Source organism: Actinoplanes sp. NPDC051537 (assembly GCF_055586105.1).
On record NZ_JBVJIU010000006.1, the window covers coordinates 153,587 to 171,531 of the forward strand.

Annotated in this window: 18 protein-coding genes; 12 read left to right on the forward strand and 6 right to left on the reverse strand. The window is 73.2% G+C overall.

Going from position 1 to position 17,945, the window contains the following annotated elements; translation table 11 throughout:
* Window positions 1-37 precede the first annotated feature (37 nt).
* Window positions 38-451, forward strand: a complete 414-nt coding sequence (locus tag ACZ6TB_RS15885) for a DUF2784 domain-containing protein (RefSeq protein WP_465554885.1) — start codon at window positions 38-40, stop codon at window positions 449-451.
* Here ACZ6TB_RS15885 and ACZ6TB_RS15890 read toward each other — a convergent pair.
* Window positions 348-770 carry a type III secretion system chaperone family protein gene (locus ACZ6TB_RS15890; protein ID WP_465554887.1) on the reverse strand — a complete coding sequence of 141 codons (423 nt, stop codon included), beginning with the start codon at window positions 768-770 and terminating at the stop codon, window positions 348-350. The two genes, ACZ6TB_RS15885 and ACZ6TB_RS15890, sit on opposite strands and share 104 nt — an antisense overlap.
* A 65-nt stretch (window positions 771-835) precedes the next feature.
* On the opposite strand from ACZ6TB_RS15890, the gene ACZ6TB_RS15895 reads away from it, so the two are divergent.
* Window positions 836-3,346, forward strand: a complete 2,511-nt coding sequence (locus ACZ6TB_RS15895) for an FtsK/SpoIIIE family DNA translocase (RefSeq protein ID WP_465554889.1) — start codon at window positions 836-838, stop codon at window positions 3,344-3,346.
* On the opposite strand, the gene ACZ6TB_RS15900 is transcribed toward ACZ6TB_RS15895, so the two are convergent.
* Window positions 3,294-4,466, reverse strand: a complete 1,173-nt coding sequence (locus ACZ6TB_RS15900; RefSeq protein ID WP_465554891.1) for a glycosyltransferase 87 family protein — start codon at window positions 4,464-4,466, stop codon at window positions 3,294-3,296. The two genes, ACZ6TB_RS15895 and ACZ6TB_RS15900, sit on opposite strands and share 53 nt — an antisense overlap.
* Window positions 4,467-4,570: 104 nt before the next feature.
* Here ACZ6TB_RS15900 and rimO point away from each other — a divergent pair, with 104 nt between their 5' ends.
* The 6 genes from rimO (at window position 4,571) to pspM (ending at window position 9,584) form a co-directional block, all read left to right on the forward strand.
* Window positions 4,571-6,031, forward strand: coding sequence for a 30S ribosomal protein S12 methylthiotransferase RimO (gene rimO, locus ACZ6TB_RS15905; protein ID WP_465554892.1), 1,461 nt, complete (start codon window positions 4,571-4,573; stop codon window positions 6,029-6,031).
* Window positions 6,028-6,612 (forward strand): CDP-diacylglycerol--glycerol-3-phosphate 3-phosphatidyltransferase, encoded by a 585-nt coding sequence (gene pgsA, locus ACZ6TB_RS15910; protein ID WP_465554894.1) that lies wholly within the window; start codon window positions 6,028-6,030, stop codon window positions 6,610-6,612. Before rimO ends, pgsA begins: the two co-directional genes overlap by 4 nt.
* 9 nt (window positions 6,613-6,621) lie before the next feature.
* Entirely contained in the window at window positions 6,622-7,134 is a 513-nt protein-coding gene (locus ACZ6TB_RS15915; RefSeq protein WP_465554896.1) for a CinA family protein, read from the forward strand.
* A 157-nt stretch (window positions 7,135-7,291) separates the two neighbouring features.
* Window positions 7,292-7,690 (forward strand): helix-turn-helix domain-containing protein, encoded by a 399-nt coding sequence (locus ACZ6TB_RS15920; RefSeq protein ID WP_465554898.1) that lies wholly within the window; start codon window positions 7,292-7,294, stop codon window positions 7,688-7,690.
* A 261-nt stretch (window positions 7,691-7,951) separates the two neighbouring features.
* Window positions 7,952-8,806, forward strand: coding sequence for a PspA/IM30 family protein (locus tag ACZ6TB_RS15925; protein ID WP_465554900.1), 855 nt, complete (start codon window positions 7,952-7,954; stop codon window positions 8,804-8,806).
* A gap of 25 nt (window positions 8,807-8,831) precedes the next feature.
* Window positions 8,832-9,584 carry a phage shock envelope stress response protein PspM gene (pspM, locus tag ACZ6TB_RS15930; protein WP_465554902.1) on the forward strand — a complete coding sequence of 251 codons (753 nt, stop codon included), beginning with the start codon at window positions 8,832-8,834 and terminating at the stop codon, window positions 9,582-9,584.
* A 7-nt stretch (window positions 9,585-9,591) separates the two neighbouring features.
* Here the strand turns inward: pspM and ACZ6TB_RS15935 are convergent, their stop codons facing one another.
* Window positions 9,592-10,509, reverse strand: coding sequence for a hypothetical protein (locus ACZ6TB_RS15935; protein WP_465554903.1), 918 nt, complete (start codon window positions 10,507-10,509; stop codon window positions 9,592-9,594).
* Between the two features lie 48 nt (window positions 10,510-10,557).
* On the opposite strand from ACZ6TB_RS15935, the gene ACZ6TB_RS15940 reads away from it, so the two are divergent.
* A complete protein-coding gene (locus ACZ6TB_RS15940; RefSeq protein ID WP_465555560.1) occupies window positions 10,558-11,106 on the forward strand; it encodes a GNAT family N-acetyltransferase in 549 nt (182 codons plus the stop codon).
* On the opposite strand, the gene ACZ6TB_RS15945 is transcribed toward ACZ6TB_RS15940, so the two are convergent.
* The gene (locus ACZ6TB_RS15945; RefSeq protein ID WP_465554905.1) at window positions 11,059-11,811 is read right to left on the reverse strand and encodes a helix-turn-helix domain-containing protein; all 753 of its coding nucleotides are present in this window, start codon (window positions 11,809-11,811) and stop codon (window positions 11,059-11,061) included. The genes ACZ6TB_RS15940 and ACZ6TB_RS15945 overlap by 48 nt on opposite strands.
* A gap of 86 nt (window positions 11,812-11,897) precedes the next feature.
* On the opposite strand from ACZ6TB_RS15945, the gene ACZ6TB_RS15950 reads away from it, so the two are divergent.
* On the forward strand, window positions 11,898-12,686 hold the full coding sequence (locus tag ACZ6TB_RS15950; protein ID WP_465554907.1) for an NAD(P)H-binding protein: 789 nt from the start codon (window positions 11,898-11,900) through the stop codon (window positions 12,684-12,686).
* Between the two features lie 12 nt (window positions 12,687-12,698).
* On the opposite strand, the gene ACZ6TB_RS15955 is transcribed toward ACZ6TB_RS15950, so the two are convergent.
* Entirely contained in the window at window positions 12,699-13,625 is a 927-nt protein-coding gene (locus tag ACZ6TB_RS15955) for an LLM class F420-dependent oxidoreductase (protein WP_465554909.1), read from the reverse strand.
* An 84-nt stretch (window positions 13,626-13,709) separates the two neighbouring features.
* On the opposite strand from ACZ6TB_RS15955, the gene ACZ6TB_RS15960 reads away from it, so the two are divergent.
* Window positions 13,710-14,507 (forward strand): SAM hydrolase/SAM-dependent halogenase family protein, encoded by a 798-nt coding sequence (locus ACZ6TB_RS15960; protein WP_465554911.1) that lies wholly within the window; start codon window positions 13,710-13,712, stop codon window positions 14,505-14,507.
* Here ACZ6TB_RS15960 and ACZ6TB_RS15965 read toward each other — a convergent pair.
* The gene (locus tag ACZ6TB_RS15965) at window positions 14,498-15,157 is read right to left on the reverse strand and encodes a hemerythrin domain-containing protein (RefSeq protein ID WP_465554913.1); all 660 of its coding nucleotides are present in this window, start codon (window positions 15,155-15,157) and stop codon (window positions 14,498-14,500) included. The two genes, ACZ6TB_RS15960 and ACZ6TB_RS15965, sit on opposite strands and share 10 nt — an antisense overlap.
* A gap of 69 nt (window positions 15,158-15,226) precedes the next feature.
* Between ACZ6TB_RS15965 and ACZ6TB_RS15970 the strand changes: the two genes are divergently transcribed.
* The gene (locus ACZ6TB_RS15970; protein WP_465555561.1) at window positions 15,227-17,941 is read left to right on the forward strand and encodes a BTAD domain-containing putative transcriptional regulator; all 2,715 of its coding nucleotides are present in this window, start codon (window positions 15,227-15,229) and stop codon (window positions 17,939-17,941) included.
* Window positions 17,942-17,945 lie beyond the last annotated feature (4 nt).

Consider the following 17,945-nt stretch of genomic DNA (forward strand, 5'->3'; position numbering starts at 1 on the left):
ACCTGCCGAGGGCGCCGCCCCGCTCTACCGTGGAGACGTGTTCTACGAAGCCGTCGCGTACGCCGCAGTGGCCCTGCACTTCGCGTTCCTGGCCCTGGGCTTGCTCGGCGGCTTCGCCGCGTGGCGGTGGCCCTGGATCTTCTGGTTCCAGCTCGCCGCCGCCACCTGGCTGGTGCTGGTGGTCGCCGCGAGCCTGCCCTGCCCGCTCACCTGGGTCGAGGACCGCGCCCGCGCGGGGGCCGGACTGCCCGCGCACGAGGGCGGCTTCCTCGCCAACCACGTGGCCGGCCTCTTCTACCCGGTGGGTCACGAGCGGGCCGCGCAGGCGGTCGCGGCCCTGGTCGTGCTCAGTTCGTGGGCCGGTCTTCTCGTAGTGCGCCGACGGCGTCGGCGAGCTGGGAGCCCGTCGCGATCCCGGACAGCATCACCTGATCGAGCTGCTCGGGAGTGACGCCCTTCTCCCAGTCGACGATCACGTCGCCGACCACGTGCACCACCCCGTCGTCCTGGACGTGCACGTACGCCTTGGGCCAGAGCCGGTCGTGGTTCCAGGAGTTGCAGAACTCGTAGAGCCGGGTCACGTCGTCCATCCCGAAGAAGTGCTGGACCAGCGTGCGTACCTGGAGCATCTCGCCCTGCTCGCCGATCTGGAAGAAGTAGACGAGGTTGCCCTGGAAGTTCCCGGCGACGTCGCCGTCCTCGTCGACCGCGTAGGCGTAGCCCCGCTCGTCGAGCACCGATTTGATCATTTCATGGGTCAGTTCCTGCACTTGATCGATAGTAGGACGCGGTGCGCCTTCACGTTCGAAGAGCCCATCGACGCTACGGTGTGTTCATGGCGGGCCGAACACCACCGGCGAAGACCACGCGGGGCCGTGCTACGCCCACGCGTGGCGCCGCGGCGAGCCGTGCCCGGAAGCCGGCGCCCCGAAAGTCGACGCCGGCGGCCCGGCGGCGGACCACGGCGAGCCGCGCCCGGCCCTCGATGAGCTCGGCGGTCGCCACCGGCGTCGGCCGTGGCCTCGGCGCGCTCTGGATGGGCGTGGCGCACAGCGTCGGCTGGGTCGCCCGGGGCGTGGGCCGCCAGGCCGCCACCGCCAAGGAGATCGACCCCGAGCACCGCCGCGACGGCGCCGGCCTGCTGGTGCTGGGCCTGGCCATCCTGATCAGCGTGGCGGTCTGGGCCGGCAGCGCGGGCCCGGTCGGCAAGTGGCTGGCCGACGCGGTGCGCCTGTTCTTCGGCGGGCTCGCGGTGCTGCTGCCGCTGCTGCTCTTCTACGGCGCGGTGCGGCTCATGCGCCGCCCGGCCGACCCCGAGCACCGCGGGCGCACGCTGGTCGGCTGGACGGCGATCCTCGTGGCCACCGCGGCGCTGCTGCACATCAGCCGGCAGCCGGGCGACGACGTGGCCATGGAGCGGGCCGGCGGCCTGCTCGGGTACGGCGTCGGCGCGCTGCTGGAACGCGCGGTGACCGCCTGGGTGGCGGTGCCGCTGCTGGTCCTGCTCTTCGTCTTCGGCCTGCTGGTGATCACGGCGACGCCGATCAACAAGATCCCGGAGCGGGTGCTGCTCCTGGTCGACGTGCTGACCGGTCGCTCGACCGACCGGGCGCCGCTGCCCGAGCCCGACATCGATCTCGGCCTCGAAGGTGAGGAGGAGGACGCGGCGCCGGCCAAGCCCCGGAGGCCCGCCCGCCGCCGGCAGGGCTCGCTCGCCGACATCGGCCTCGCGCCGCCCGACGAGGAGCCGGCGATCGAGGACGACATCGTCCACGACGTCGTCCCGATCCCCAAGAGCCGGAAGAAGCCGACGCCGCCGGAGCACTCGCAGCCGCTGCCGACCCGGGCCGAGCAGCTGGAGATCACCGCGCTCGAGGGCGACTACCACCTGCCGCCGCCGACGCTGCTGGCCACCGGCGCGCCGGCGAAGGCCCGCAGCCGCGCCAACGACGAGGTCATGGCCGCGCTGGCCGGCGTCTTCGACCAGTTCAACGTCGACGCCGTCGTCGTCGGCTTCACCCGCGGCCCGACGGTCACCCGCTACGAGGTCGAGGTCGGGCCGGGCGTCAAGGTCGAGCGGATCACCCAGCTCTCCCGCAACATCGCGTACGCGGTGAAGTCGGCCGACGTGCGCATCCTCAGCCCGATCCCGGGCAAGAGCGCGGTCGGCGTCGAGATCCCGAACACCGACCCCGAGATGGTCTCGCTCGGCGACGTGCTGCGCTCGCGGGCCGCCACCAGCGATCACCACCCGATGCTGGTCGCCCTGGGCAAGGACATCGAGGGCGGCTTCGTGGTCGCCAACCTGGCCAAGATGCCGCACATCCTGATCGCGGGCGCGACCGGCGCGGGCAAGAGCTCCTGCCTCAACTCGCTGCTGGTGTCGATCCTGACCCGCTCCACGCCGGACGAGGTGCGGTTGCTGCTGGTCGACCCCAAGCGGGTGGAGATGACCGCGTACGAGGGCATCCCGCACCTCGTCACGCCGATCGTCACCAACCCGAAGAAGGCGGCGGACGCGCTCGAGTGGGTCGTCGGCGAGATGGACATGCGCTACGACGACCTCGCGGCCAACGGCGTGCGGCACATCGACGACTTCAACCGCAAGGTGCGCAGCGGCGAGATCACCGCGCCACCGGGCAGCGAGCGCGAGCTCAAGCCGTACCCCTATCTGCTCGTGATCGTGGATGAGCTCGCGGATCTCATGATGGTCGCCCCGCGCGACGTCGAGGACTCGGTCGTCCGGATCACCCAGCTGGCCCGGGCCGCGGGCATCCACCTGGTGCTGGCCACCCAGCGCCCGTCGGTCGACGTGGTGACCGGCCTGATCAAGGCGAACGTCCCGTCCCGGCTCGCCTTCGCGACGTCCAGCCTCGCCGACAGCCGGGTCATCCTCGACCAGCCGGGCGCCGAGAAGCTGCTCGGCCGCGGCGACGGACTCTTCCTGCCGATGGGCGCCTCCAAGCCGACCCGCATCCAGGGCGCGTGGGTCGAGGAGAAGGAGATCGCGGCGGTCGTCAAGTTCTGCCGCGACCAGCGCGAGCCGGAGTTCCGCGAGGGTGTCACCGACGCGCCGCCGAGCAAGAAGAAGCAGATCGACGAGGAGATCGGCGACGACCTCGAGCTGCTGCTCCAGGCGATCGAGCTGGTCGTCTCGAGCCAGTTCGGGTCGACCTCGATGCTCCAGCGCAAGCTGCGGGTGGGCTTCGCCAAGGCGGGCCGGCTGATGGACCTGATGGAGCAGCGCGAGATCGTCGGGCCGTCCGAGGGCAGCAAGGCCCGGGAGGTGCTGGTCAAGCCGGACGGGCTGGAAGAGGCGCTGGCCGAGCTCCGGGTCGACGGCTGATCGTTCTCTCGTCGGCCAGCACGCGGCGGCCCACGATCACCAGGGCGGCGAGCATCATCGTGGCCGGGACCGTCAGGGGGACGGCCGAGCCGCCGAGCAGATAGGGCTCGTACGAGAGCAGCGACGCCGCCTGGACGAGCAGCGGAACCGGCCAGAGCCGCCGATCATGGACGGCCAGGATGACGGTCAGCACGTCGGCCAGGAAGAAGTAGCGCTCGTGCATGCCCGGCAGCGTGAAGGGCGCCATGATCGCGAAGAGCGTCGCGGCCCCCACCACGTCTATTTCTCGAAAAATCAGGACATAGGTGGTGAGGAGGATCGCGGCGGCGGCGAGCGCGTAGCCGACGACGCGGATCGTGCCGGCGTGCGTGCCGTCCGGGACGAAGGCGTACAGGCTCGGCGCCCGCTGGGTCAGCGTCGTGATGTAGTGCGCCTGCCGCGCCGGGCTGTAGATGGTGAGCAGCTCGACCGGGTCGCGGCCGGCGATCACCGCGGGCAGGCCGAGCGCCAGCAGCACGGCGGGCGCCGCCAGGAACGTACGCCATCGCAGCCGCCCGGCCAGCGCGAGCAGCAGCAGAAGCGGAAAGATGAAGATCCCCTGCGGTTTGATCGCGAGTGACACCGCGCACATCGCCACCGCCGCCCATTGCCGCTCGATCTGCAGGCAATAGATTCCGCCCAGCGCGAAACCGGCCCACATCGCGTCCATCTGCCCCCACAGCGACGCGTTGATCACCACGGTCGGCAGCAGCGCCACGACCAGCGCGGCGGCCATCGGGACGCGAAACCCGGCGAAGCGCAAGGCGACGATCCGGTACGCGAAGACCGCGAGCACGACGTCGAACAGGACAAACGTGGCCTTGATCTTGAGCAGCAACGGCCCCGGCAGATGCAGCAGCACCACGAGCAGGTAGACGAACGGCGCGTTGTAGTTGCCGACCTCGGCCCCGATCGCGCGCGGGCCACCCACGGCGTTCAGCTGCCGGCACCACATCAGGAAGATGTCCATGTCCGGCGTCCGCACCCGCCAGCCGGCCCAGCGCGCCGCCACCGCCAGCGTGATCAGCGCCACCAGCAGCAGCGCCTCGGCGTGACGGGGTGGCGTGCGCGGGCGGCCCATGCTGCCGAGTATCGCGGCCCGCGAGCGCCCGCCCGAGAGAACCGCGAGGGTTACCGTCCGTGCGGGGGAACGGCGTCCCGTTGTCGCCCGGTAACCTTGGCGGAGTGTCAGCGACTCCTTCCCCCCGCCGCGTCGCCCTGCTAACCCTCGGATGCGCCCGTAACGAGGTCGACTCCGAGGAATTGGCCGCGCGTCTCGACGCCGGCGGCTGGGAGGTCAGCACCGACGCCGAGGGCGCCGACGTGGTGCTGGTGAACACCTGCGGCTTCGTGGAGAAGGCGAAGCAGGACTCGATCGAGACGCTCCTCGCGGCGGCCGACACCGGCGCCAAGGTGGTGGCGGCCGGCTGCATGGCCGAGCGTTACGGCCGCGAGCTGGCCGACAGCCTCCCCGAGGCGCAGGCCGTGCTCGGCTTCGACGACTACGCCGACATCGCCGACCGGCTCGACGGGGTGATGGCCGGCGAGCGCTTCGACGCGCACACCCCGCGCGACCGCCGCGAGCTGCTGCCGATCACGCCGGTGCAGCGGCAGACGGCCAAGGTGGTCATCCCCGGGCACGCCACCGTCGACGAGCACACCCCGGCCCACCTGCGCAAAGTGCTGCGCCGGCGGCTCGACTCCGGCCCGGTCGCCTCGCTCAAGCTGGCCAGCGGCTGCGACCGGCGGTGCTCGTTCTGCGCGATCCCGGCGTTCCGCGGCGCGTTCGTCTCCCGCGACCCCCAGGAGCTGCTGGCCGAGGCCGAGTGGCTGGCCAAGTCGGGGGTGCGGGAACTGGTCCTGGTCAGCGAGAACAGCACCTCGTACGGGAAGGATCTCGGTGATCCCCGCCTGCTGGAGAAGCTGTTGCCGCAGCTCGCCGCCGTCGAGGGCATCGTGCGCGTGCGGGCCAGCTACCTCCAGCCCGCCGAGACCCGGCCCGGCCTGGTCGAGGTGATCGCCACGACCCCCGGCGTCGCGGCCTACTACGACCTCTCGTTCCAGCACTCGAGCGAGCCGGTGCTGCGGCGGATGCGGCGCTTCGGCTCGACCGAGCGGTTCCTCGAGCTGCTCGGCACCGCCCGCGCGCTGGCCCCCTCGGCGGGGGCGCGGAGCAACTTCATCGTCGGGTTCCCGGGCGAGACCCGGCAGGACGTCGACGAGCTGGTGCGGTTCCTGACCGACGCGCGGCTCGACGCGGTCGGCGTCTTCGACTACAGCGACGAGGACGGCACCGAGGCGGCCGGGCTGCCGGGCAAGGTCCGGGAGGACACCATCAAGCGCCGGTACGACCGGCTGGTGTCCCTGGCCGACGAGCTGTGCGCCCAGCGGGCCGAGGAGCGTCTCGGCTCGACCGTGGAGGTGCTGATCGACACCGTCGGGGGCGGCGAGATCGAGGGCCGGGCCGAGCACCAGGCGCCCGAGGTCGACGGCTCCACCACGCTCGTCTCGTCGGCCGAAGCTGTCGATCTTGCCGCGCTGCGCCCCGGTGACCTGGTCCGGGCGCGGGTGACGGCAACGGAAGGCGTCGACCTGATCGCGGTGCCGGTCGAGATGATCGACGCGGCGCCGGTGCCAAGGCAGTGACCGAAGAGCCGGCCGCCACGGCCGCTCCCAAGGTCGTCTCGCTCTACAACCCGGCGAACGTCCTCACGGTCCTGCGGATCGTGCTGGTCCCGGTCTTCGTCGCGATCGTCGTCGCCTCCGGCCTCGAGGGCACCGGCTCGCGGATCGCCGCCTGCCTGGTCTTCTGCCTGGCCTCGGCGACCGACTTCGTGGACGGCTGGATCGCCCGGAAATGGTCGCTGGTCACGTCGTTCGGCAAGATCGCCGACCCGATCGCCGACAAGGCGCTGACCGGCACGGCGCTGGTGCTGCTCTCCGCGTACGACCGCCTGCCGTGGTGGGTGACGATCGTCATCCTGGCCCGCGAGTGGGGCGTGACGGCGCTGCGCTTCTGGGTCATCCGCTACGGCGTGATCGCGGCCAGCCGGGGCGGCAAGCTCAAGACCGTCCTGCAGATCGCCGCGATCGCCTGGTATCTCTGGCCGGTGCCCGACCCGATCGACGCGGTCGGGCCGTGGCTGATGGGCGCGGCTCTGCTCGTCACGGTGGTGACCGGCGCGGACTATCTGTTCCAGGCTCTGCGGCTGCGCCGCGATCACTAGGATCGGGTCGTGGACGTCGACGACAAGCTCGAACGGGCGCGGCTGGCCGCGGCCGCGGCCGTGCACCGGCTGGTCGAGCGCGGTGAGACGTTGGCCACTGCCGAGTCGCTGACCGGTGGCCTGGTCGCCGCCACGGTCGTCGAGATCCCCGGGGTGAGCACGGTCTTCCGCGGCGGCCTCGTGGTCTACGCGACCGATCTGAAGGCCACCCTGGCCGGCGTCCCCGAGGTGCTGCTCGACGCTCACGGCCCGGTCGACCCGCAGGTCGCCCTGGCCCTGGCCGCCGGCTGCCGGGAGCGCTGCGGCGCCGACTGGGGCGTGGCGACGACCGGCGTGGCCGGGCCCGACTCGCAGGACGGCAAGCCGCCGGGCCTGGTCTACATCGCCGTCGCCGGAGTCGGCGGATCGTCGGTCCGCGAGCTGAAACTGGAAGGTAACCGGGCGGACATCCGCACCGAAAGTGTGACGTGTGTGCTGAGACTGCTCTCAGACACGTTGCAGGAGGCGCCTTCGCCGTCCTGAGCTGGGGAATGTCCCAGTGATCTCGGTTGTTGGACCGAGGTCTCGCCGCCGGGGAGTCCCGGAATTCGGCGGGGCGGGATGTCGGCGTCGCCGGCAACGGGTACGGTTGCGGGAAGCCTCCGGCGCGTGCCGGCGGCCCGCCGCAGGAGGAGGTGCCATGGTCCTGCTACGCCGGGTTATCGGCGACGCACTTCGGGCGCGCCGGCAGGGACAGCACCGCACGCTGCGCGAGGTGTCCACCGCCGCGAATGTCAGCCTGGGGTATCTGTCCGAGATCGAGCGCGGCCAGAAGGAAGCGTCGAGCGAGCTTCTCGCGGCCATCTGCGATGCTCTCGGCGCGCGTCTCTCCGAGGTTCTGGGCGAGGTCAGCGACACGCTGCTGCTCGCCGAGGAGATGGAAGGCGTGCTGGTTCCGGTCGAGGGGAAGACGGACGAATCCGTCCGCAAGGTCGCGCGTGACGGGGAAGTCTCCGTCTCGGTGCGCCAGGACTCGCCGCTCAAGGCGACTCTGCGGACCACCCGGAAACCCCAGCGCGAAGTGGTGTACGCCGCATAGATCGTTTGCAGTCTCACCAGGGCCGGACCGCCATGATGGCGATCCGGCCCTGCGCGCATTTAGATGTCCGGTACGGGATCGACCCTGAGCCGTGCCGCGGCGTAGCCTCGAACCGTTGGGGGAGACCCTGAGATCCCCCGGAGGTCACGTGACGACAGTGGCGGCGAGCTGTCACGATGGTGTTCACGCCATCGCCTTGTTGTTGGTGGCGGCCGCAGACTGAGCGACCGATTTTGAGCGACACTGAGGGGATACCGCGAGATGGCGAACCCGTTCGTCAAGGGCTGGCGTTACATGATGGCGCTCTTCGGCGCGAAGATCGACGAGTACGCCGACCCGAAGGTCCAGATCCAGCAGGCCATCGAGGACGCGCAGCGGCAGCACCAGGCCCTCGTGCAGCAGGCGGCGGCGGTCATCGGCAACCAGCGGCAGCTGGAGATGAAGCTGTCCCGCCAGATGTCCGAGGTCGAGAAGCTCCAGGGCATGGCGCGTCAGGCCCTGGTCCTCGCCGACAAGGCGCGCGCCGACGGCAACGAGTCCGAGGCCCAGAAGTACGAGTCGACCGCGCAGACGCTCGCGACCCAGCTGGTCTCGGGCGAGCAGTCGATGGAAGACCTCAAGACCCTGCACGACCAGGCCCTCTCCGCCGCGGGTCAGGCCCGCAAGGCGGTGGAGAACAACGCGATGGTGCTCCAGCAGCGCATCGCCGAGCGCTCCCGGCTGCTCAGCCAGCTCGAGCAGGCCAAGATGCAGGAGACCGTGGCCAAGTCCCTCGAGTCGATGTCGTCGCTTGCCGCGCCCGGCAACACGCCGTCGCTCGACGAGGTGCGCGACAAGATCGAGCAGCGCTACGCGAACGCCATGGGCCGGGCCGAGCTCGCTTCGAACTCGGTCGAGGGCCGCATGCTCGAGGTGCAGAAGTCGAGCCTCGACATGGCCGGCTCGTCGCGGCTCGAGCAGATCCGGGCCAGCATGGCCGGGGAGAAGCTCGGCGCCGCGCCGTCCCAGCCCGCCGTCGAGCAGGCCCCGGCCTCCGACCCGGCGAGCGTGGCCCGGCTCGACGAGATCCGCGCCAGCATGAACCAGAAGCGGGGCGACACCACCGCGGCCGGTTGATCTTTTAGGGGCGGGGAGGACGACGGTGGACGAGCGGACCAGGTACTTCCGGAAGCTCAGGCGGCTGCGCAACTCGGCGCGACGCTGGAGCGTTCTGGGCGGGGGTCTGGTCGCGGCCACCGCCGTCCTCACGCCGTATTCGGGGATCGGCATCGCCGACGCGATCTGGGCCGGCGCGGCCGGCTCCTCGGTCGCCCTCGCCTGGTGGCGCTGGAGCGACCATCGGGCGCTGGCCGCCCTCCCGGCCCCGCCCGCGCCCGATCCGGCCCTGGCCGGCCAGCGGCTGACCGCGGCGATCGAGCGGTTCCCGGCCGGGCGCACGGTGATGAACGAGGTGCGCCGCCAGAAATCCCGTTACGCCCTGCGCGGCTCGGCGGTGGCGCAGGCCTGGGACCGGCTCGACCGCGCGTCCGTCACCCTCACCGGCCTGGCCGGCCGCCTGACCGGTCCCGGCGAGGCGGCCCTGCTCGAGGCGGCGACGGCCGAGCGGTGGCTGCGCGATCTCGGGCAGCGGGTGGCGAGCGTCGAGCGGGCCATCCCGCTCAGCCCCGGCGGGCTCGAGGAGTCCCACGCCGGTCTCGCCGAGCAGTTCACCGAGGGCGTCACGGCGTACGAGCAACTGGTCGCCGCGGCCGCCAGCTACGTGGCCGAGGACGGGCACCCGCTCGCCGAGAGCAAGCATCCGGCACTGTCCAGTCTGGTCGACGCGACCGACCGGCTGCGCGGCCTGGCCGAGGGCCTGGCCGAGTTGAAGCGCCCGCCCGCGCCGTCGGTCTAGGCCCGCCCTAGCGGTCGGGGGTCAGGGAGGCGGTCAGCTCGCGGTAGGCGGTCAGCACGACCTGAGTGTGCTCGGCCAGCTCGGCGGCGGGATCGGTCGAGGAGTGAACGGGCGTGTTCAGGGAGCGTTCGGCCGCCCGGATGGCCTCGCGCATCTGCTGTTCGCGAATGAAGGTGCGGCCCGCCTCCTCGGCCCGGCGCAGGCTGGCGTCGCGGGCGGCGAGGTCGATCTCCAGCGCGGAGAGGGCCTCCTTGGCCGCGCGGATCTGGGCCCGGAGGCGCTCGGCGGTGCCGTCGGCCGGGGACACCGCGGCGAAGTCGGGGCGGGTCAGGCCGGCGAGGACGGCGGCGAGCTCCTGGTGGCGTTCCCGCGCGCCGGCGATCTCCCACAGGGACTCGGCCAGGAGGGACTCGGCCTCGTCGGTGTCGATCAGGTCGCCGAGGGCGGGCCACGTCTCGCTGATGCGGTCGGCGATGGCCACGGAGCGGTCGAAGGCGGCCCGCTCGGCCTCGGCGGTCAAGACGCGGGTCTCGCGTGCATCGCGGGCATCCCGAGCATCGCGGGCATCGCGGGCATCGGTGGCCGAGAGCGCGCGCCGGCCGGGTGCGGACAGCGGCGGGCGGGGCTTGCGCGGGCGGCTGCGGGCGATCGCGGGAACGGCGTAACCGAGCAGGAACAGGGCGATGACGGCCAGCGCGATCGCCATCGCGACGCCGACGTAATAGACGCCGGCCGCGGCGATCAGCACCGGCGGCGCCCAGATGCCGGCCACCACCGGCAGCGAATGCTCGACCGGCGGCGGCTCGTCCGGGACGCGGATCTCGACCAGCGCGCGCCACGCGCGCGGCACCCGGCGGCCGGGGACGCGCGGGTCCGTGCGGGAGATCAGCGTGGTCGTGCGGTCGCGCGCGACGAAGAGCGTCAAACCTGCCCCCTTCCGACCTCGAAGAATAGGGCACCGGGCGGCCAGTAGATTGGGCGCGTGCCACACGTGCGGACCGTTCCGACCTCCGATCTGACGCCGGGCGAGCGGGTGGCGATCCGCGCGCTGCTCGATCGGGCGTTCCTCGGGAACTTCGACGACCACGACTGGGATCACACGCTCGGCGGCCTGCACGTGGTGGTGACCGAGCAGGGCGAGCCGATCGCGCACGCGGCGGTCGTGCAGCGGCGCTTTCTGCACGGCGGCCTTTCCTGGCGCGGCGGCTACGTCGAGGGGGTCGCGGTCCATCCGGGGTGGCGCGGGCAGGGCTTCGCGGCGACGGTCATGGCCGGGGCGGAGAAAATCATCGATGGCGCGTACGCGCTGGGCGCCCTCTCCGCCTCCGATGCCGGCCGTGGTCTCTACCTGCACCGCGGCTGGCTGCCGTGGCAGGGCCCGACCCACGTGCTGGCGCCGGACGGCCCGCGCCGCACCGAGGACGACGACGACAGCACGCTGGTGCGGGTCGTCGCGGGCGGCGCCGAGCTGCACCTAACCGAGCCGCTGACCTGCGACTGGCGCGACGGCGACGTCTGGTAGCGACCGACCCGGCTCGGCCCGCGTCGAGGTGAAGGAGCATGGCGTGATCGCCGGAAGGCGGCCGGCCAGGAACGCGCCCGGCGACACGCCCATCATCGAGCGGAAGTCGCCGATCATGTGGGCCTGGTCGAAGAACCCGGCCCGCGAGGCGACCTCGGTCCACGGCTTCCGGCCGGCCAGGTCGAGCACCGTGCGCACCCGGCTGATCCGGGCGAAGTGCTTCGGCGACAGGCCCACGTCGCGGGCGAAGAGGTTGCGAAGGTGGCGCTCGCTCACCCCGAGCCGGCCGGCCACATCGGACAGTCGGGCGCCGGCCCGGGTCATCTCGCGCATGGCCGCCTCGATGAGGGCGGGGCCGTGCGGCGGCACGAAGTCGGCAGAGAGGCGGGCCGCGGTGAGACGCGCGGCCACCTGGGCCGTGTCGGCGCCGGCCGCGGCCAGCGACGCGGTCAACCGGCGGCCGGGCGCGCCCCAGAGGTCCTCGATCGGCACCGCGCGGTCGGCCAGCTCCGACACCGGCACGCCGAGCACCGCGTGCGCCTCGCCGGGCCGCAGCCGCACCCGGACGCAGACCGGCAGCGCCTTGGCCGGGTTGTAGCTGCCCCGGGTGCGCGGCCCCACGACGATGAGGTCGCTGCGCCGCTCGGGCGTCGTCCGGAACGCGAGAACCGTCGCCACTTCGGGCCTCTGCACAAACACGTCCACGCTCGAACGCTAGCCCGCGCGGCGGCGGGAACGCAGTGCCGAAACCTCCAAGACGCGGGCCGGTCGGCGACGCCAGGCTCGGCGGCATGATTCTCGTGACGGGTGCCACCGGCACCATCGGGTCCGCACTGGTCGAGCAGCTTCTCGCGTCGGGCGAGGAGGTGACGGCGCTGACCCGGGACCCGGCGCGGATCGAGCCGCGGTCCGGGCTGACCGTGACCACCGAGATCGGCAAGGCGCGCGCGGTCTTCCTGCTCGCGCCGGCTTCCCCGGCGGCGCCGGACATCGAGCGGGCGTATCTGCGGCGGGCGGTCGAGGCGGGGGCCGAGCGGGTGGTCAAGCTTTCCGCCATCGGTACGCCGGACGAGCCCACGGACGGGTTGGGCGGGTGGCATCAGCCGGGCGAGCAGGCGGTACGGGACAGCGGCGTCGCCTGGACGATCCTGCGGCCCACGACGTTCGCCTCGAACACGCTGGGCTGGGCCGCGGGCATCCGGGCCGGCACCCCGGTCCCGAACGTCTTCGGCGACGGCCGCCAGGGCGTGATCGACCCCGCCGACGTGGCCGCGGTCGCCGCCGAGGCGCTGACCCGGGCCGGGCACGAGGGCGCGACCTACACGCTGACCGGCCCCGAGCTGCTGACCGTCCCCGAGCAGGTCGCCCAGCTCGCCGCCGTCCTCGGCACGACCGCCACCACGGTCGACGTGCCGCCGTCGCGGGAGATGTTCCCGGCCGAGATCGCGGACGTGGCCCTGGCCGGCGCCGAGCTCGTCCGGGCCGGCGGCAACGCGATCGTCACCGCCGACGCCGAACGGGTTCTCGGCCGGCGGCCCGGGACGTACCGGGCGTGGGCGGAACGGACCTTCGCCGGCTGAGGGGCGGACCTTCTACAGCTGAGGGGCGACCGCCGACGCCACCAGCTCCACGTGGTCCAGATCGGACAGATCCAGGGCCTGGAGGAACAGGCGGGTGGCGCCGGCCTCGCCGTACGACTTGATGATCTCGACCGCCTCGCCCGGCGTGCCCACCACGCCGCCGTTCTCCCGCATCTCCTCGACGTCGCGGCCGATCGCCGCGGCCCGGCGCCGCACCTCGGCGTCGTCGCGCCCGACGCAGAGCACGGCGGCCGCCGAGAACGCGGGCGGCGTCTCCCGGCCGATCTCGGTCGAGGCGGCACGGACCCGCTCGTACAGGGGCGCGATGTCCTCGATCTTGGAGAACGGCACGTTGAACTCGTCGGCGAAGCGGGCCGCGAGCGAGGGCGTGCGCTTCTTGCCGTGGCCGCCGATGATCACCGGCGGGTGCGGCGACTGCACGGGCTTGGGCAGGGCCGGCGAGTCGATCAGCTGGTAGTGCTTGCCCGGGAAGTCGAACGACCGGCCGGCCGGCGTCGACCACAGCCCGGTGATGATCTCGAGCTGCTCCTCGAAGCGGTCGAAGCGCTCGCCCACGGTCGGGAACGGGATCCCGTACGCGGTGTGCTCGCGCTCGAACCAGCCGCCGCCGAGCCCGAACTCGACCCGCCCGCCGCTCATCCGGTCGACCTGCGCGACCGTGATCGCCAGCGGCCCGGGCAGCCGGAAGGTGGCCGACGTCACCAGTGTGCCGAGCCGGATCGTGGACGTCTGCACGGCCAGCGCGCCGAGCGTGACCCAGGCGTCGGTCGGCCCCGGCTCGCCCGAACCGCCCATCGCGACGTAGTGGTCGGAGCGGAAGAAGCCGTCGTAGCCGCTGGCCTCGGCGGTCAGCGCGACCTTGGCGAGGTCGTCGTGGGTGGCACCCTGCTGGGGCTCGGTGAAGATCACAAGACGCATGACCCCAACCTGCCAGATCTTCGTCGGCGCGCCCTGTCGCCCCCGCCACACACCAAGCGTGTCGGGGCAGTAACGTTGGCCACCATGGCCGGGTATGCATTCATCAGCCTCACTACCGACTACGGGACGTTCGACGGTTTCGTCGCCGCGTGCCACGGGACGATCGCGCGCATCGCCCCGGGCGTACGGGTCCTCGACGTGACCCACCACGTGCCGCCGGCCGATGTGACGCGCGGCGCCGCCGTGCTGGCCCAGACCGCGCCCTACCTCCCGGCCTCGGTGCACGTGGTGGTGGTCGATCCCGGCGTCGGCACCTCCCGCCGCGGGCTGGTCGTCACGACCCCCGGCGGCCTGCTCGTCGGCCCCGACAACGGCGCGCTGATCTGGGCGGCCGAGGCGCTCGGCGGCATCGACGCTGCCTACGAGCTGTCCAACAAGGACTGGCTGCTCGGCGACGTGTCCCGCACGTTCCACGGCCGCGACGTCTTCGCCCCGGCCGCCGCCCACCTCGCGCTCGGCGCCGCGGCCGCCGACGCCGGCCCCGAGATCGACCCGGCCACGCTGGTGCGCCTGCCCGACCCGGTCGTGACCGTCGGCGACGGCTGGATCGAGGCCGAGGTGATCACGGTCGACCGGTTCGGCAACGTGCAGCTGGCGGCCGGCGGCGACGCGCTCGCCGGTCTCGGCCCCGACCTCGTGGTCAACGGCAACGTCCGGGCCCGGCGCGGCGCCACGTTCGCCGAGGTCGGCCCCGGCGAGCTGCTCGTCTACGAGGACTCGGCCGGCCACGTGGCGATCGCCGTCAACAACGGCCGGGCCGTGGTCGTGCTGTCGGTGCGTCCCGGCGACCAGATCCGGCTGACGGAGCGAAATCAGCCGTGACGTAGGCGGTCGCGGTACGAGCCGTACGTCCGGTCGCCGAACAGGCGCCAGATCAGCCGGGCCGGCGGCGGCAGCTCGGCCATGAAGCGCGCCTTCTCGGCCGGCGTCGCCTCCTCGAAGATCGAGCCGAGGAAGACCAGCGCCAGCTTGCCCTTCGGCAGCGACGCCCGGCCGCGCTCGCCGAGCGCGTTCCACTCGGCCTGGGTGATGTGGGTGGCGACGACCGGCAGGATCTCCTGCTCCTCGTCGGCGAGGTGCTCGTCGAGCGCCACCGAGGCCCGCGCGATGGTGTCGGCGAGCTCGTCCCGGTCGGCCACCCGCGCCCGCGCCCGCCACCGCGGGTTGAGCTCGGCGATCCGCTCGAGCGGCTCGTGGACGCGCTCGTGCTGCGCCTCCATCCGGTTGATCAGCTCGGTGTGCAGGGTGGCCCGTTCCAGCAGCAGCGGCCACAGCATCTCGTCCTCGGCGGTGTGGTGGTGGTGCAGCGCGTCGCCCATCTTCTCCAGGTGGAATCCGACGATCTCGGCGCGCGCGGTGTCCCCGTCCGGCACCGCGCGCACCAGCGCCGGCAGCATGCGGAAGTCGCGGCGGAAGGCGCGGTGCACGAGCACCATGTCCCAGGTGTCGGTTCGTTCGATTGTCGTCGTCATGCGAACACGGTCACCCCGTCCGCTTGCAGACTGCCTGCAAGCCGCCTGCACTCTTATGCTCGGCCGGTGATGATCGGCAGGGTCCTGGGGCCGACCGAGGTGGAGGCCGGCGGTCACGCGGTCGACCTCGGCGGTCGGCTGCCGCGCCGGTTGGTGACCGCGTTGCTGGCGGCCGGCGGCCATCCGGTCAGCGAGGCGTCCCTCGCCGAGACGATCTGGGAGGGGTCACCCCCGGCGAGTTTCTCCATCTCCCTTCAGACGTACGCCTCCCGTCTGCGCCGTTCCCTCGGCCCCGCCCGGGAGTCCCTCGAACGGTCGGGCGACGGGTACCGGCTGCTCGCGGAGACCGACGCGGCCCTGTTCACGGCCGGTGTCGCGCGCGGCCGGCAGCTGCTGGCGTCGTCCCCGGCGGCGGCGTTGCGCGCGTTCGACGCGGCGCTGGGGCTGTGGCGCGGGGACGCCTACGCCGATCTCGCGGACGTGCCGTCGGTGGCGGCGGCGCGGGCCGGACTGGCCGAGCTGCGCGCGGTCGCGGTCGAGGAGCGCCTGGCGGCGCTGCTGGCGGTCGGGGATGCGCCGGGAGCGGTGGGTGCGCTCGAGTCGGCCGTACGCGAGGAGCCGTACCGGGAGCGCCGCTGGGAACTGCTGATCGTCGCCCTCTACCGCAGTGGCCGCCAGGCCGACGCGCTGGCCGCCGTGCGCCGGGTGCGGACCCGCCTCGCCGACGACCTCGGCATCGACCCCGGCCCGGCGTTGCAGGAGCTGGAGGCGCGCCTGCTGGCCCAGGACCCGGCCCTGCTGTTCCCGCCGCCCGACCTGCCGGTCCCCGCTTCCGTCAATCGTCCCCTGTCGCACTTCCTCGGCCGCCGCGACGAGCTGGCCCTGCTCGCCTCCCTGGCGCCCGCGAGCCGTCTGGTGACGCTGGTCGGCCCCGGTGGCGCGGGCAAGACCCGGCTGGCCGTCGAGTTCGCCGCCGAGCTCCGCCCCTGGTTCGTCCGCCTCGCCGACGTCGGCGACCCGGCCCTGGTCGTCCCCGCCGTCGCCGAGGCCGCGGGGGTGCGCGCCTCGACCGCCGAGGCCCTGGCCGCCGCCCTCGGCGACCGTCCCGGTCTGCTCGTGCTGGACAACTGCGAGCACCTCGTCGACGCGGTCGCGGCCCTGGTGCTGACCCTGCTCGCCGCCTGCCCGTCGCTGCGGGCGCTGGCCACCAGCCGGGAGCCGCTCGGCATCGACGGCGAGACCCTGCTGCCGGTCGCCCCGCTGCCGGCGGCCGACGCGATCGCCCTGCTCACCGACCGGATCGCCGCGATCCGGCCCGGCTGGCGTCCCGACCCGGCGGAGTCGGCCCAGCTGGCCCGGCTGGCGACCGCGCTCGACGGCATCCCGCTGGCCCTGGAGCTGGCCGCGGCCCGCTGCCGGGTGCTCGGCCTGGGCGAGCTGCTGGAGATGCTCGACGACCGGTTCCCGGCCCTCGGCCCGGTGCCGCGCGGTGCGCTGGCCCCGCACGAGACGCTGGAGGCGGCGATCGCCTGGAGCGTCGACCTGCTCTCCGCGACCGACCGCGCGCTGCTGCTGCGGCTGTGGCCGTTCGAGGGCGGCTTCACGCTGGCGGCCGCCGACGGCGATCTGGCCGCCCTGTCGTCGCTGGTGGCCCGCTCGGTGGTGGTCGCCGACACGACCGTGACGCCGAGCCGCTACCGCATGCTGGAGATCGTCCGGGCGTACTGCCGGAACCGCGACCCGTCGCCCGCCGCGAGCCGCGCCGCGCACGCCGCCTGGGTGCGCGATCTGGTCGAGCGGATGGCGCCGGAGCTGGCCGGGGAGCGCTCGACGCACGCCATCCGGGTGCTCAACCGCGAGCGGGCGAACCTGCGCGCCGGCATCGCACATGACCTGGTCGTCGATCCCGCGGCCGCGGTACGCACGGCGGGCCTGCTCGACTGGTTCTGGTACCGCGGCGGCCACATCGTCGACGGCCTGCGCCTGCTCACCGCCGCGCTCGAGGCCGGCACCGGCGCGCCCGCCGACGATCGGGCCCGCGCCTGGCTGGGCGTCGCCACGCTGCGCTTCCTGACCGGCGAGGCGATGCCCGCCTGGGAGGCGCTGCGCCGGGGCACGGCGGCGCTGGCCGGGACGTCCGACCACGACGGCCTGATGCTGCGCGGCCAGGCGTACTACTACGAGGCGCTGCTGCACACCGCGCTGGGCGACCACGAGGAGGCGATCGTCCACGGCCGGGGCTCGATGGAGATGGGCCGGCGCCTCGGCGAACCCCGGCTGATCGCGGCCGGGGCGATGTCGCTGGGCTGGGCGCTGGCCGGCTCCGGCGACCTGGCCGGCGGCCGCCGGCTGCTGACCTCGGCGATCGAGATGGCCACCGAGATCGGGCAGACGTGGACCGCCGCGATGTGCCGCCTCTTCCTGGCCCGGATCCTGTTGCGGGGCTCGGCCGGCACGGAAGCCGGCACCGCGGCCGACCCGGTCGCCGCGATCCGCGTGCTCCGGCCGGCGGTCCGCGACTTCGCGGCCGAGGACGATGTCGGCAACGTCCTGACCGCGTTGCTCACCGGGGCGCTCGCGCTGCTCGCGCTGGGGCGCGACGAGGACGGCGTCACGCTCGCGGCGGGCGTGCGGCGCGACGCCGCCCGGCGTGGCCTGAACTTCGAGCCCGCCGACCCGATCGGCACCGCGGCCCTCGACGCCGCCCTGGCCGCGGTGAGCCACCTGGGCCCCGACGAGAAAGCGTTCGACCGGGCGTCGATGATCGCGCTGCTGGACGGGTAATGAT

Bases quoted from the DNA above. Each gene is read 5' to 3' on its own strand.
- ACZ6TB_RS15965 (WP_465554913.1), bottom strand. From the start codon at position 15,157: ATGACGACGACAATCGAACGAACCGACACCTGGGACATGGTGCTCGTG.
- ACZ6TB_RS15950 (WP_465554907.1), top strand. From the start codon at position 11,898: ATGATTCTCGTGACGGGTGCCACCGGCACCATCGGGTCCGCACTGGTC.
- ACZ6TB_RS15900 (WP_465554891.1), bottom strand. From the start codon at position 4,466: ATGGGCCGCCCGCGCACGCCACCCCGTCACGCCGAGGCGCTGCTGCTG.
- ACZ6TB_RS15895 (WP_465554889.1), top strand. From the start codon at position 836: ATGGCGGGCCGAACACCACCGGCGAAGACCACGCGGGGCCGTGCTACG.
- ACZ6TB_RS15920 (WP_465554898.1), top strand. From the start codon at position 7,292: ATGGTCCTGCTACGCCGGGTTATCGGCGACGCACTTCGGGCGCGCCGG.
- ACZ6TB_RS15960 (WP_465554911.1), top strand. From the start codon at position 13,710: ATGGCCGGGTATGCATTCATCAGCCTCACTACCGACTACGGGACGTTC.
- ACZ6TB_RS15970 (WP_465555561.1), top strand. From the start codon at position 15,227: ATGATCGGCAGGGTCCTGGGGCCGACCGAGGTGGAGGCCGGCGGTCAC.
- ACZ6TB_RS15925 (WP_465554900.1), top strand. From the start codon at position 7,952: ATGGCGAACCCGTTCGTCAAGGGCTGGCGTTACATGATGGCGCTCTTC.
- ACZ6TB_RS15955 (WP_465554909.1), bottom strand. From the start codon at position 13,625: ATGCGTCTTGTGATCTTCACCGAGCCCCAGCAGGGTGCCACCCACGAC.